General features: G+C 69.2%; 13 protein-coding genes. 8 read left to right on the plus strand and 5 right to left on the minus strand.

Annotation, left to right across the window (positions count from 1 at the left end):
• Nucleotides 1-62: 62 nt before the first annotated feature.
• The 3 genes from N802_RS01455 to N802_RS01465 all read right to left on the minus strand — a co-directional run bounded on the left by N802_RS01455 (nucleotide 63) and on the right by N802_RS01465 (nucleotide 2,389).
• The gene (locus N802_RS01455; RefSeq protein ID WP_052109288.1) at nucleotides 63-1,172 is read right to left on the minus strand and encodes a PP2C family protein-serine/threonine phosphatase; all 1,110 of its coding nucleotides are present in this window, start codon (nucleotides 1,170-1,172) and stop codon (nucleotides 63-65) included.
• A gap of 81 nt (nucleotides 1,173-1,253) precedes the next feature.
• Nucleotides 1,254-1,721, minus strand: a complete 468-nt coding sequence (locus tag N802_RS01460; protein WP_035911100.1) for a ribose-5-phosphate isomerase — start codon at nucleotides 1,719-1,721, stop codon at nucleotides 1,254-1,256.
• A gap of 56 nt (nucleotides 1,722-1,777) precedes the next feature.
• Nucleotides 1,778-2,389 (minus strand): mycothiol-dependent nitroreductase Rv2466c family protein, encoded by a 612-nt coding sequence (locus N802_RS01465; RefSeq protein ID WP_342666734.1) that lies wholly within the window; start codon nucleotides 2,387-2,389, stop codon nucleotides 1,778-1,780.
• 115 nt (nucleotides 2,390-2,504) lie between these two features.
• On the opposite strand from N802_RS01465, the gene pepN reads away from it, so the two are divergent.
• The 8 genes from pepN (at nucleotide 2,505) to N802_RS01505 (ending at nucleotide 11,910) form a co-directional block, all read left to right on the plus strand.
• Nucleotides 2,505-5,063: an aminopeptidase N gene (gene pepN, locus N802_RS01470; protein ID WP_035911107.1), complete on the plus strand. Its 2,559-nt coding sequence runs from the start codon at nucleotides 2,505-2,507 to the stop codon at nucleotides 5,061-5,063.
• Complete coding sequence (locus tag N802_RS01475) at nucleotides 5,060-6,007, plus strand: mechanosensitive ion channel family protein (RefSeq protein ID WP_035911112.1); 948 nt, start codon at nucleotides 5,060-5,062, stop codon at nucleotides 6,005-6,007. Before pepN ends, N802_RS01475 begins: the two co-directional genes overlap by 4 nt.
• Entirely contained in the window at nucleotides 6,004-6,393 is a 390-nt protein-coding gene (locus tag N802_RS01480) for a globin (RefSeq protein WP_035911114.1), read from the plus strand. The genes N802_RS01475 and N802_RS01480 overlap by 4 nt, the downstream gene beginning before the upstream one ends.
• A gap of 56 nt (nucleotides 6,394-6,449) precedes the next feature.
• Nucleotides 6,450-6,950 carry a pyridoxamine 5'-phosphate oxidase family protein gene (locus tag N802_RS01485; RefSeq protein ID WP_035911117.1) on the plus strand — a complete coding sequence of 167 codons (501 nt, stop codon included), beginning with the start codon at nucleotides 6,450-6,452 and terminating at the stop codon, nucleotides 6,948-6,950.
• Between the two features lie 144 nt (nucleotides 6,951-7,094).
• The gene (locus N802_RS01490; protein WP_035911119.1) at nucleotides 7,095-8,888 is read left to right on the plus strand and encodes a glycoside hydrolase family 13 protein; all 1,794 of its coding nucleotides are present in this window, start codon (nucleotides 7,095-7,097) and stop codon (nucleotides 8,886-8,888) included.
• Between the two features lies 1 nt (nucleotide 8,889).
• Entirely contained in the window at nucleotides 8,890-9,708 is an 819-nt protein-coding gene (locus N802_RS01495; protein WP_035911121.1) for a glycerophosphodiester phosphodiesterase family protein, read from the plus strand.
• 4 nt (nucleotides 9,709-9,712) lie between these two features.
• Nucleotides 9,713-11,122 carry an MFS transporter gene (locus N802_RS01500; protein WP_156971230.1) on the plus strand — a complete coding sequence of 470 codons (1,410 nt, stop codon included), beginning with the start codon at nucleotides 9,713-9,715 and terminating at the stop codon, nucleotides 11,120-11,122.
• Nucleotides 11,123-11,133: 11 nt separating this feature from the next.
• Nucleotides 11,134-11,910, plus strand: a complete 777-nt coding sequence (locus N802_RS01505) for an enoyl-CoA hydratase family protein (protein ID WP_035911125.1) — start codon at nucleotides 11,134-11,136, stop codon at nucleotides 11,908-11,910.
• A gap of 50 nt (nucleotides 11,911-11,960) precedes the next feature.
• Here the strand turns inward: N802_RS01505 and N802_RS01510 are convergent, their stop codons facing one another.
• Together N802_RS01510 and N802_RS01515 are read right to left on the minus strand one after the other, a co-directional pair.
• Nucleotides 11,961-12,620, minus strand: coding sequence for a DUF8185 domain-containing protein (locus N802_RS01510; RefSeq protein ID WP_052109290.1), 660 nt, complete (start codon nucleotides 12,618-12,620; stop codon nucleotides 11,961-11,963).
• Nucleotides 12,617-13,093: an acyl-CoA thioesterase gene (locus N802_RS01515; RefSeq protein WP_035911129.1), complete on the minus strand. Its 477-nt coding sequence runs from the start codon at nucleotides 13,091-13,093 to the stop codon at nucleotides 12,617-12,619. The genes N802_RS01510 and N802_RS01515 overlap by 4 nt, the downstream gene beginning before the upstream one ends.
• Between the last annotated feature and the right edge of the window lie 47 nt (nucleotides 13,094-13,140).

Below are 13,140 nucleotides of genomic sequence, written 5' to 3' on the forward strand. Positions count from 1 at the left end.
CGACACACCCGTATGCCGTCCGCTCACCCGAGCGGGCGGCATACGTCGTAGCGCGGCTTCCGTCAGCGGCGCGTGATGACGAAGACGGCTCGGTCGTCGGCCTCGCCCGAGCGGGCTGACGAGACGACGGCGTCGGTGATCGAGTCGCCGTGGCGAATCATCGCGCCGGACGCCGCTCCGAGCATCCGGTCCGTGCCCTCGGTCAGGTCATGACCGCGGGACTCGATGATGCCGTCCGAATAGATCATCAGCGCATCGCCCATGGTGAGCGTCCCGCGCGTCCGGGCGAAGGTCACCCCCTGCATGATGCCGAGGACAGGACCACGCCCGCCCTCCAGGATCTCCCACGTGCCCGTGCCGACGGAGTAGCGGACGGGCGCGGGGTGCCCGGCGTTGCCGACCGAGAATTCGCCCGTGTCGAGATTGACGTCGACGTGGACGGCCGTGGCGAATCCTTCTTCCCAGCCCTGCCGCACGAGATAGCTGTTGGCGGCGTTCAAGAAGGCGCTGGGCGGAAGGGAACCGAGCAGGGCACCGAGGGCGCCGGAGAGCAGCAGTGAGCGCGTCCCCGCCTCGCGGCCCTTGCCGCTGACGTCGACGAGGGCCACCTCGAGATGCCGTCCGTTGTGGGTCAGGTCCGCGACCATGAAGTCGCCGGAGAATCCTTCTCCGTGCGCTGAGTAGACCGCCGACTCGGCGGTCCACCCCTGGGGCAGGCCGGGGAGCTGGGCCGATCGCGCGATGCGGTCACGCAGCTCCACGAAGAGGTTCTCGCCGTGGAAGCCGGTCGATCCCACCCGCACCCGCGACGACGACACGATCACCATCATGGCCATGAGGGCGAACATCGAGGAGACCATCAGGGTGCGCACCATGGCGGTCCCACCCAGCTGCGGCACCGTCGCCAGCACCCCGATGCCAATGAGGATGTAGAGCCCCACCAGATGGCGGTCCGACAGATAGAGGCCACTGAGCAGGACGAGCGGCGCGAGGGACACCAACGGGATGCGGGTCGGCCAGACCATGACTGCGAGCACGAAGAGCAGGGCGACGAACGCCAGGATCACGAAGACGACGCGGTCGCGACGTGGACCGACCGCGATGGCCGGATGGCCGAGGCGTCGCGTGAGCGCCGGGGTCCTGCGGGTGAGGACGCTGACGTCCGTAGCCACTGGCACTTCTCCTGTCGTGGGCTGCGTGCGGTCACATTAACCCACGGGTAGCCACCCGCGAAAGGCCCGAAATGGCCCCCCTCAGGGCAGGTCGGGGAGGGTGGCGCTCTCTTCGTAGCCGCTGACCATGTCGATCCGGCGCTGGTGGCGCTCCTCGCCCGAGAAGGACGTGCCGAGGAAGGTGCGGACCATGGAGCGCGCCTCGTCGACCGTGTTCATGCGGCCGCCGATCGAGATGACCTGGGCGTTGTTGTGCTCACGCGCGAGCTGCGCCAGTTCGTCGTTGTAGCAGAGGGCTGCGCGCACGCCCGCCACCTTGTTGGCCGCCATCTGCTCGCCGTTGCCGGAGCCGCCGAGAACGATGCCTCGCGACTCCGGGTCGGCGGCGACGGCCTCGGCCGCGCGCAGCACGAACACCGGGTAGTCATCGAGGGGGTCGAGGTCGAACGGGCCGTGGTTGGTCACCTCGTGCCCCTCGGCCTCAAGGAAGGCGATGAGGTCCTGCTGGAGGTCGTATGCCGCGTGGTCGCCGCCGATGTGAACGCGCATGTCTCGTGGTGCTCCTGTGTCGAACGTCTGTGGTCGGGTGGGTGGAGGGGGGCGCGTCAGTCGAACTGCGGACCAACCGTGCGGCTGCGCTTGATCTCGTAGAAGCCGGGGACACCGGCGACGAGCACGCTGCCGTCCCACAGGTTGAGCGCTGCCTCGCCCTTGGGAGCGGGGGTCACGACGGGGCCGAAGAAGGCGGCCCCGGCAATGTCGATGGTCGGCGTGCCGACGTCGTCGCCCACCTTGTCGATCACGGCCTGCGTGCCGGCACGCAGGGCCTCCTGGACCTCGTCGGAGCGGATCTCCTCGAGCGACACGGGCTCGACGCCGACCTCCGCGAAGGCTTCCTCGAGGATCGTGTCGAGGTCCTGACGGCCCTGCGGGTGCAAGCGGGTGCCGATGGCGTCGTAGAGCGGCTTGACGACCTTGTCGCCGTACTTGGCCCGCGCTGCAACGACGGCACCGCTGAGGTTCTGCCGTTCGGTGAGCATCTCGCGGTACCCGGCGGGGATGTCACGCGTCTCGTTGAGGTAGTACAGGCTCATCACGGCCCAGGTGACGTCGAGGTCCCGGTGGGGTTCGACCTCGTCGCCGAGCCATCGCGAGGTCATCCAGGCCCAGGGGCAGGTCGGGTCGAAGTGGAAGGTCACGGGTGTGGCGGCGGACATGCGCGCCATCCTGCCACCACGGTCCGTGGGCTGGTATGGGTAGGGCCAGCGCCGCCCCGGGAGCGTGGGAGGATTGCAGACAAATCTGTTGAATCCCTGACACAAGGAGACCCCTGTGCCCGGCAAGAACCTCACCCGCGTCGAGGCCGAGGAGCGCGCATCGCTCGTCAAGGCCGAGGCGTACTCGGTCGAACTCGACCTCACGACGTCCGACACGACGTTCGCGACGACGAGCACGATCACCTTCACGGCGACCGAGGGGGCGGCGACCTTCGTCGACTTCCTCGGTGAGTCCGTCGAGAAGGTGACGCTCAACGGTGAGGTGGTCGAGACGGCATACGACGGCTCTCGCATTGCGATCAGTGGCCTGGCGGAGCGGAACGAGCTGCGCATCGAGGCCACGGGCACCTACATGAACACCGGTGAGGGCCTGCACCGCTTCGTCGACCCCGTCGACAAGGAGGTCTACCTCTACAGCCAGTTCGAGGTGCCGGACAGCCGCCGCATGTACCCCGTGTTCGAGCAGCCCGACCTCAAGGCGCGCTTCTCGTTCACCGTGACGGCACCGAGCCACTGGCAGGTGCTCTCGAACTCCCCCACCCCGGAGCCGAAGCCGACCGAGCGCGACGGTGTCTCCACGTGGTCCTTCACGCCGACCGAGCCGATCTCGAGCTACATCACCGCGCTCGTCGCCGGGCCCTACGACGTGGTCCGCGACAGCCTGACGAGCCGCCGCGGAGAGGTGCCACTGGGCATCTTCTGCCGCAAGTCGCTCACGCAGTTCCTCGACGCCGACAACCTCTTCGACCTCACCAAGAAGGGCTTCGCGTTCTTCGAGGAGGAGTTCGACGAGGAGTACCCCTTCGAGAAGTACGACCAGATCTTCACGCCCGAATACAACATGGGCGCCATGGAGAACGCCGGCTGCGTGACGTTCAACGAGATGTACGTCTTCCGGTCCAAGGTCACCGACGCCATCGTCGAGCGCCGCGCGCTCACGGTGCTGCACGAGCTCGCGCACATGTGGTTCGGCAACCTCGTCACGATGAAGTGGTGGAACGACCTCTGGCTCAACGAGTCGTTCGCCGAGTGGGCGTCGACGACCGCGCAGGCCGAGGCGACCCAATGGACCGAGGCGTGGACGACCTTCGGCACGCACGAGAAGGACTGGGCCTACCGCCAGGACCAGCTCTCCTCCACGCACCCGATCGTCGCCCCGATCCGCGACCTCGAGGACGTCGAGGTCAACTTCGACGGCATCACCTACGCCAAGGGCGCATCCGTCCTCAAGCAACTCGTCGCCTATGTGGGGCGTGAGCCGTTCCGCGACGGACTGCGCGCCTACTTCGCCAAGCACAAGTGGAGCAACACCACGCTCGACGACCTGCTGGCCGAGCTCGAGACCACGTCGGGTCGCGACCTGCACACGTGGAGCAAGGCGTGGCTCGAAACCGCTGGCGTCAACACCCTGCGGCCGGTCGTCGAGGTCGATGACCGCGGCCTGATCACGAGCGCCGTCATCGAGCAGACCTTCGCCGAGGGCTTCGAGACGATCCGTCCGCACCGCTTGGCGATCGGCCTGTATGCCGTCCAGTCCGGTTCCGAGGGCGCTTCTCGCCTCGTGCGCACCGACCGTCTCGAGCTCGACCTCACGGGTGAGCGCACCGAGGTCCCGGACCTCATCGGCCGCGAGCAGCCCGACCTGCTGCTGGTCAACGACGACGACCTCACCTACGCCAAGCTGCGACTCGACGAGCGCTCCCTCGCCACGGCTCTGGAGCACGTGCGCGGATTCGAGAGCTCGCTGCCGAAGTCGCTCGTCCTCGCCTCCGCATGGGACATGACGCGCGACGCCGAGATGAGCGCCCGGACCTTCGCCGACCTCGTCCTGGAGGTCCTCCCGGGAGAGACCGACTCGACACTGCTGCGCACGCTCTTCGCCCAGCTCTCGACCGCCGTCAACCTCTACACGGCTCCCGAGACGCGCGACGCCACTCGTCGTGCGACGCTCGCACGCCTGTGGGAGCTCGCGAAGGACGCCGCGCCCGGCAGTGACGCCCAGCTCCAGCTCGTGACCGCGGCAGCCGGCTTCACCACGAGCGGTGACGACACGGCATACCTGCGTGGTCTTCTCGCGGGCACCGAGAGCCTCGAGGGTCTCGCCCTCGACACCGACATGCGCTGGACCCTCCTCACCGGTCTGGCCGGCGCCAACGACCTCAAGGACGGCGAGATCGAGGCCGAGCTCGAGCGCGACGCGACGGCCACGGGTCAGGAGCGCGCGGCCCGAGCACGGGCCTCGGTGCCCACGGCTGCTGCCAAGGAAGCAGCGTGGAAGGCCGCCGTCACCGACTCCGGCCTCTCGAACTCGATGGTCGACGCCTACGGCCTCGGCTTCGGTCGCCTCGGCGACGTCGCTGCCCTCGAGCCGTTCGTCGCTCGCTACCACGAGGCGCTCGACACGGTGCAGGACAAGGGATCCATGGCGCTGATCGCGGCGATCGTGCACGGCTTCTACCCGCGCGGGCTGGCGTCGGCCGAACTGCGCGACGCCACGCAGGCCTGGCTCGACTCCCACCCCGAGGCCCCGGACGCGCTCCGCCGCCTCGTCGCCGAGAACCGCGACCCGATCACCCGGGCCCTCGCGGCACAGGAGCGTGACGCCCGGGCATGATTTCTGCCGACCTCCGCTCCGCAGTGCTGACCGCCGAGAAGCTCCAGGACTGGCTGCTCACCGACGGGCTGCGCATCCTCTTCACGATCGTCCTTGCCGTCGTCGTGACGTGGATGCTGCACCGGCTCATCAACCGCGTCGTGCGGACCATGACGACCAAGTCGGACGAGCGCGCCGATCCCAAGGAGGACAGGTCCCGCGCCGGTCGCCTCCTCGCCGAGGCGACCGCGAACGCTCGTGCGCGCCACAAGCAGCGGACGGCGACCCTGGGGTCGCTCCTGCGGAGCATCGTGTCGTTCGTCGTGGGCCTCATCGCCGTGCTCACCGTCATGTCGACGGTGGGCATCGATCTGGCACCCATCCTCGCCACTGCGGGTGTCGGTGGGGTCGCACTCGGGTTCGGGGCGCAGAGTCTGGTCAAGGACTTCCTCTCCGGGATCTTCATGATCCTCGAGGACCAGTACGGCGTCGGAGACGTCATCGACACGGGCGAGGCGATCGGGACCGTCGAGGAGGTCACGTTGCGCGTCACACGGCTGCGCGACGCCGACGGCGTCACCTGGTACATCCGCAACGGCGAGATCGTCCGGATCGGCAACCTGAGCCAGCACCGGGCGACCGCGATCGTGGACGTGCCCGTCGCCTACGACGAGGACGTTGCGCGTGTGTCATCGGTCATCCGAGAGGCGGCCGAGGCGATGGCCGGCGACGAGGTCTGGGATGGCCGCCTCCTCGACACCCCGACGGTCGCCGGCGTCGAGTCCCTCACCGGTTCCACGCTGACGATCCGGGTGCTCGCCGAGACGTCCCCCGGTGAGAAGGTGGAGGTGCAGCGCGAGCTGCGTCAGCGGATCAAGACGGCGCTCGATGCGGCCGGGGTCAAGGCGCCGCCGGTCAACCCGTTCGGTGCGTTCGGGTCGGGCAGTCCAGGAGGGAAGGCATGAGCTTCTACGACGAGGTCGGGGGCGCCGAGACGTTCGAGCGTCTCGTGCACGAGTTCTACGTCGGCGTCGCGGCCGACCCGGAACTGCGCGCCCTGTATCCCGAGGAAGACCTCGGCCCGGCCGAGCGGCGCCTCCGGATGTTCCTCGAGCAGTACTTCGGCGGACCGAATACCTACAGCCAGGAACGCGGCCACCCTCGGCTGCGGATGCGACACGCCCCCTTCCCCGTCACCCTCGACATGCGCGACCGGTGGATGCGGCACATGCTCGCGGCCATGGACACCCTCGACCTCCAAGAGGCCCACGCCGAGGCGATGCGGGACTACTTCATGCGTGCTGCGCACATGCTCGTCAACAGCGATGAGGACGCGCGCCCCACGATCTGAGCCGTCGTGGGGCCGGTGGGTCGCCGGGTCAGCCTCTCCCACGGTAGGACTGAGGCATGAGCGACGACACCGATCTGGTCGAGCACGCCCACTCGCTGCTGCACCGCATCGCCTACGTCACCCTCGGGACCGTCGACGCCGACGGACGCCCGTGGACGACGCCGGTCTACTTCGCCGCGGATGGCCTCACGGACTTCTACTGGACGTCGAGCCGAGGGTCACTCCACTCGGAGAACCTCGAGTCGCGTTCAAGGATCAGCCTCGTCGTGTTCGATTCGACCGTTCCGGCGTACCACGGACGGGCCGTGTATGCCGTGGGGTCGGCTGCGATCGTCGACGAGCCGTCGGACCTCGAGCACGGGTTGACGGTCTACCCCGGTCCAGAGTCGCGCGGCGGCTCGGCGCTCACCGTCGAGGACGTCACCGGCGACTCGCCGTGGCGGCTCTATCGGGCGCGGGCGTCCCAGGTCTGGGTGCTCTGCCCGCGAGAGCCGCGCCAGCCCTGCTCTCTCCACGGCCGGGGCGACGACCACCGCGAACTCGTCCACCCGACGTGACCTTCGACTTTGTGCCCCGTTGGGACGGCGAGCGCCAGCGAGTTGTCCCAACGGGGCACAAAGTCGAAGCCGTTTTTGTCCCAACGGGGCACAAAGTCGAGACGTGAGGGGTGGGATGGTCGTGGGCGGACGGCATACGGAAGCATGGGGAAGGTGACCCAGCACGCACCTGAAGGCCGGACCCCGACGACGCTCCACGCTGCCGACCCGAACGACTCCCCGTGGTGGCACGACGCCGTGATCTACCAGATCTATCCGCGTTCGTGGGCGGACTCCGACGGTGACGGCATCGGCGACCTCAAGGGAATCACCGACCGGCTGCCCTACCTGCGAGACCTCGGGGTGGATGCTGTCTGGCTCTCACCCTTCTATGTGTCACCGATGCACGACGCGGGCTACGACGTCGCGAACTACCGCGACATCGACCCCCTGTTCGGCTCCCTGGCCGACGCCGACGCGCTCATCGCCCGGGCGCACGACCTGGGACTCAAGATCATCGTGGACCTGGTGCCCAACCACTCGTCGAGTGAGCACGAGTGGTTCCGGGCCGCGCTCAAGGCCGGCCCGGGAAGCCCCGAACGCGCCCGCTACGTCTTCCGGGAGGGCAAGGGCGAGCAGGGCGAGAAGCCGCCGAACAACTGGCCCTCGGTCTTCGGCGGAAACGGGTGGACGCGTGTCACCGAGGAGGACGGCAACCCCGGTGAGTGGTACCTCCACATCTTCGACACGACGCAGCCCGACTACGACTGGACCAACCCCGAGGTCGGGGACGAGTTCGCGTCGATCCTCCAGTTCTGGTGCGACCGGGGTGTCGACGGCTTCCGGGTCGACGTGGCCCACGGCCTCATCAAGGAGGAGGGCCTCCCGGACTGGGACGGGCCGCTCCTGATGCTCGACGCGACCGATCACAACCCGAACGCTGCCCTCCCTCCGGACGTCGAGGCACAGGACGTGACGGCACGGGTCCACGAGGCGGGTCCCGGCGGCCGGCCTCCGATGTGGGACCAGGAGGGGGTCCACGAGATCTATCGCCGCTGGCGTTCCCTCCTCGACGAACAGCCTTCTCCTGCACGGATTCTGTGCGCCGAAGCCTGGGTCAAGCCGACCGAGCGGCTCGCCCGCTACGTCCGCCCGGACGAGATGCACCAAGCCTTCAACTTCGACTTCCTGGACACGCATTGGGACGCGGCGAAGTTGCAGTCGGTGATCGAGCACTCGTTCCGGCACAACGACGCCGTCGGGGCCCCGACGACCTGGGTGCTCTCGAACCACGATGTCGTCCGGCACGCCTCGCGCCTCGGCCTCGACCAGTCGCTTCCACGGCCGAACGGCATCGCCGCAGACCAGGCCCAACCCGATGCCGAACTCGGGCTCCGACGCGCACGGGCCGCGACGATGCTCATGCTCGGGCTGCCGGGCAGCGCCTACATCTATCAGGGCGAGGAACTGGGTCTGCCGGAGTCGACCGACATGCCGCACGAGTTCCGTCAGGACCCGACCTTCCACCGGACCGAGGGCAAGGAGATCGGGCGCGACGGATGCCGTGTCCCAATGCCCTGGGTCAAGGATGCGCCGAGCCTCGGGTTCGGCCCCGGTGTCGCGACCTGGCTGCCGCAACCGGAGTCGTACGGGGCATTCGCCGTGGACCAGCAAGCCGGCGTGGACGGGTCGACCCTCGAGCTGTATCGCTCGATGCTCACGGCCCGGCGGGCCGACCGACTCGGGCTGGGTTCGGCGACCTGGCACGAGTTGTCGAGTCGCGATGTCGTCGCGTTCGTCAATGCCGCCCACGACGATTCGCGTCGCACGCTGGTCCTCGTGAACCTCGGCGCGGAGCCGGTGGCGCTGCCCGATGGCGCCGTCGTGACCCACCGGTCCGGCGAACTCGATGGCGACGGCCTCATCCCCACGGATGTCGCCATCTGGGCTCGGATCTGACATGGCCAGGGCGGAGCACTTCACCTATTTCGACCACGAGGGCCCCATCGCGATGGCGCACCGAGGCGGGGCGGCCTATGGCCCGAACATCGGCCTTGAGAACACTGTCCGCGCCTTCCGGGAGGCCGTGGCGCTGGGGTACCACTACCTCGAGACCGACGTTCATGCGACGTCGGACGGCGAACTCATCGCGTTCCACGACACGCACCTCGACCGGACCACCGACAGTGCGGGAGCCATCATCGACCTGCCGTACTCGGCGGTGCGCGATGCCCGCATCAACGGCACCGACCCGGTCCCGTTGCTCACCGAGTTGCTCGAGGAGTTCCCGACGACGCGACTCAACATCGACGTCAAGGCCGACGCTGCGCTTGCGCCCACGATCGACACCATCCGGCGCCACAACGCCATCGACCGGGTCTGCATCGGCTCGTTCAGCGAGAGGCGGGTGCGAGCGGCCCGCCGGGGCCTCGGACCCCGACTGGCCACCGCGGCCGGGCAAGTCGGGACGGGTGCGCTGCGCTATGCCCCGACGCCGCTGTCCCTCCTGCTGCACACTCCGGCCCCCGTGCTGCAGATCCCCGTGGCGCACCGCATCCGCGGACGCCAGATCACCCTCGTGACACCGCAACTCGTGTCCGTGGCGCATCGACTGGGCAAACAGGTCCACGTGTGGTTCCACCCGTGGAGCGACGAGTCCGCGGTGGAGATGCACCGCCTGCTCGACCTCGGCGTCGACGGCATCGTCACCGACCACATCGCCACCCTGCGTGACGTCCTGAGCGAACGCGGCCACCCCCTCAGCCCTGACGTAGCGTGACCGCGTGAGTTCACCGGGAGCAAGGACGCAGGCAACCGGGTCGCCGCACAGCGGAGTGTTCGGCCCGGAGTACGCCGCACTGACGATCGCGATCCTGTCGATCATCGCCGTCATCGCCTTCGAGTCGATGGCCGTCTCGACGGCGATGCCGGAGGTGGCGCGCGAACTCGATGCCGTGCGCTCCTATGCGTTGGCCTTCTCTGTCATGCTCACCCTCCAACTGCTTGGCATCGTTCTTGCCGGCGTCTGGTGCGATCGGTCAGGGCCGGTGCCGTCTCTGGTGGCCGGGCAGATCCTGTTTGCCCTGGGCTGCGGAATCTGCGGCGCGTCGACGGCCTTCGGACCGTTCCTTCTCGGGCGCGCGGTGGCGGGACTCGGGGCGGGACTCACCTTCGTGGCCGGCTTCGTCGTCATCGGACGCGCCTATCCGGAAACGTTGCGGCCCAAGGTGTTCGGCGTTCTCAGCGCGGCCTGGGTGCTGCCTTCGCTGCTGGGACCCGTCCTCGCCGGGTGGATCACCACCACCTTCTCGTGGCGGTGGGTCTTCTGGGTCGTCGTCGTCCCCGCCGCCGGCGCACTCGCGGTGATCGTTGCCCGCAGGCGCCAGATCCTCGGCGACGGTGCAGACATCGAACCGTCGAGCCGGGACCACCGCGAACACGTCCGTGCCGCGTGGCTCGGGCTCGCGATCGCCGTGGCTGCCGGGCTCATGCAGTGGGGGATGCACGACCTCGAGCTGCGGTGGTCGCCCCGGACCGTGGGTGGGCTCGTCGGGCTTGCCGGTGTTGCGGTCTGCGCGCCGCTGCTCCTGCCGAGCGGGACGTTCTCCATGAGGCGCGGGCTGTCCTCGGTCATGTTGAGTCGGTTCCTCCTCCCCTTCGCCTTCTTCGGGACCCTGACCTATATCCCCCTCATGCTCACGGGAGAGCGCGGCCTGTCCCTCGCACAGGCCGGAGGCCTCTTGGCGGTCGGATCGATCGGCTGGTCGGTCGGCTCCTGGATCCAGGGCCGCGATGCCTTCGCCGGGCGCCGCGACCGGCTCGTCAGCAGCGGGGGCGCTGCACTCGCCGTGGGACTGCTCTGCGTGGTGGCGATCGCCCACTTCGGCTGGTCACCCTGGTTCGTCGCGGGCGCCCTCGCCGTATGTGGCCTGGGGATGGGACTCGGCACGGCGAGCCTGTCCGTGCTTGCGCTGTCGATGACCCCCGTGGCCGACCACGGCTCGGCGTCCTCGTCGCTCCAACTGGCCGACGTCCTGGGCTCGGTCATCGGAATCGCCGGAACGGGCGCGATCTTCGCGGCTCTCCATGTCGGCCGAGGTCAGGACACCCCTGTGTTCGTCACGATGTGGTTGTGCACCGCGGTCGTCGCCTCGCTCGTGATCGTCGCGGGTCGCCGCATCGCCCAGCGGTAGGGTCACCGACCATGAGTGCAGCCGAACACCGTGTGCGGGCGACGACCACGGGTGGGGTCGCGACCATCGCCCTCGACTCGCCCCACAACCGCAACGCCCTGTCGGACCAACTCGTGCGCGAGCTGCACGAGGCGCTGGAGGCCGCCGCCACCGATGACGCAGTGCGATGCGTCGTGCTCACCCACACCGGCGGGACGTTCTGCGCCGGGGCCGACCTGTCGGAGGCCTCGAGCGGCGCCGTCGGGGACCCGGCGCGGGCGCGGGCCGACCAGCTCGTCGACCTGCTCCGAGGGATCGTCGCGTTGCCCAAGCCGGTCGTGGGTCGGATCGACGGCCATGTTCGAGCGGGCGGGATGGGACTCGTCGCGGCCTGCGACATGGTCGTCGCCGGCCCCTCGTCCACCTTCGCGCTCACCGAATCACGCCTCGGCCTGGCGGCGTCGGTCATCTCGCTCGTCCTGCTCCCCCGGGTCGAATCGCGCGCGGCGTCGCGCTACTTCCTCACGGGTTCGACGTTCGATGCCACCGAGGCGGCCCACATCGGGTTGGTCACCGCAGCCGCGGACCACGTCGACGCCGTCGTCGGTGACCTCACGACGGAGCTTGCACGCTGCTCCCCCCAAGGACTGCGCGAGACCAAGCTCCTCGTCAACCACGACCTCCTCGCCGGCATCGACGCGCACCGCGACCGGGTGGCAGAGCAGTCGTCACGCCTCTTCTCCAGCGAGGAGGCCCGTGAGGGCATGACCGCGTTCCTCGAGCGCCGCACACCCCGCTGGGTCCCCTGACCCGCCCCGATTCCCGTCCCGGTCGGGCAAGAAGTCGCAGGTGAGGGCGGTCAGCCGCGGGTGAGGGCGTGGCCTGCGGCCGTGCTCAGCCGAGTCCACCGACCGTTCGTGGCGATCGTGGACTCCGCGCCCGGCGTGAGGAAACCGAGGGCGTATGCCGCGAAGGCCAGTGCCGCAGGGAAGCCCAGCTCTCCCTCGCTCGCCGGAACGACCCGGCCCCACACCCGCTCACGCAGCGCCGTGACGGCATGTGCTCCGGCACCGTCGGGCGTGCCGGACGCCACCTCGGCGATGCCCTCGGATGCGGTGTGCTGCAACGTTTCTGACGCCACGGGTCCCACGGTGACCCATCCCGAGCGGGGTGGCGAGACCGCTGCCCAGGCAGCCGACATCGTCATCGGCGGTACCGGCAGCACGGCCCTCTCCCCCAGCCGGGCCACCCGATCACTCACGGCGGCGAGTGGCACGACGACGTCGAGCTCGGCCGGCTCGGCCAGCGCCGACGTGCGCAGGCCGATCGTCGTCCCGGTTCCCATGAGGCCCGAGCCGGGCAACACTCCCACCCACGCGGCCAACACGGGCCCGATCGCCTGGAGCCGCACGGCACCGTCGGCGTCGAGCGCGCGGGCGCGGGCGGCATACCGACCGAGGTCCTGCAGGGACTCTGCGTCGGCGAGCACCAACTCGGACGCCGGAACGGTGGCGCTCACTTGGCCGACCACCTGAAGGTGACTGGGTCTCCGGCGTGGACCGCCAGCGCTGCTCGGTCCTCGTCGGTCAGTCGCCGGGGGCGCGCCGTCGCGAAGTCATAGAGCACGAGTCCGGTCTCGGCGACCGCATAGACACGTTCGCCGAGAGACTCGGGGTCGCGGACGGCATACCCGAGATTGAAGCCGGCGCCGTGCACGCTGGTGACCCACATGTCGACCTCGATCGGCTCGGGTCGGTAGGTGAGCGGTGCGACGTACTCGATCTCGTGGCGCGACACGATCACCCCGGTGTCGAGCAGCGAACGCTCCTCGCCGAACCACTCGCGGAAGCCGATGACGCGGGCGTCCTCGAGGAGCCGGAGGTATTGCACGTTGTTGACGTGCCCGTAGGCGTCCATGTCGGACCAGCGGAGCGGGACCTCGGTGCGATAGGGACGTGCGGAGGGGACGGAGGCGGGGGCGTCCTGCGGCATGCGACCAGTGTGTCAGCCCCACAGAACCCGTCGCCGGGCCCTGTCCC

The organism is Knoellia sinensis KCTC 19936 (assembly GCF_000768705.1).
Taxonomy (GTDB): domain Bacteria; phylum Actinomycetota; class Actinomycetes; order Actinomycetales; family Dermatophilaceae; genus Knoellia; species Knoellia sinensis.

Excerpts from the sequence above, each read along its gene's own strand:
- N802_RS01460 (WP_035911100.1), bottom strand. The coding sequence starts at position 1,721 with ATGCGCGTTCACATCGGCGGCGACCACGCGGCATACGACCTCCAGCAG.
- N802_RS01465 (WP_342666734.1), bottom strand. The coding sequence starts at position 2,389 with ATGTCCGCCGCCACACCCGTGACCTTCCACTTCGACCCGACCTGCCCC.
- N802_RS01475 (WP_035911112.1), top strand. The coding sequence starts at position 5,060 with ATGATTTCTGCCGACCTCCGCTCCGCAGTGCTGACCGCCGAGAAGCTC.
- N802_RS01480 (WP_035911114.1), top strand. The coding sequence starts at position 6,004 with ATGAGCTTCTACGACGAGGTCGGGGGCGCCGAGACGTTCGAGCGTCTC.
- N802_RS01485 (WP_035911117.1), top strand. The coding sequence starts at position 6,450 with ATGAGCGACGACACCGATCTGGTCGAGCACGCCCACTCGCTGCTGCAC.
- N802_RS01490 (WP_035911119.1), top strand. The coding sequence starts at position 7,095 with ATGGGGAAGGTGACCCAGCACGCACCTGAAGGCCGGACCCCGACGACG.
- N802_RS01495 (WP_035911121.1), top strand. The coding sequence starts at position 8,890 with ATGGCCAGGGCGGAGCACTTCACCTATTTCGACCACGAGGGCCCCATC.
- N802_RS01505 (WP_035911125.1), top strand. The coding sequence starts at position 11,134 with ATGAGTGCAGCCGAACACCGTGTGCGGGCGACGACCACGGGTGGGGTC.
- N802_RS01515 (WP_035911129.1), bottom strand. The coding sequence starts at position 13,093 with ATGCCGCAGGACGCCCCCGCCTCCGTCCCCTCCGCACGTCCCTATCGC.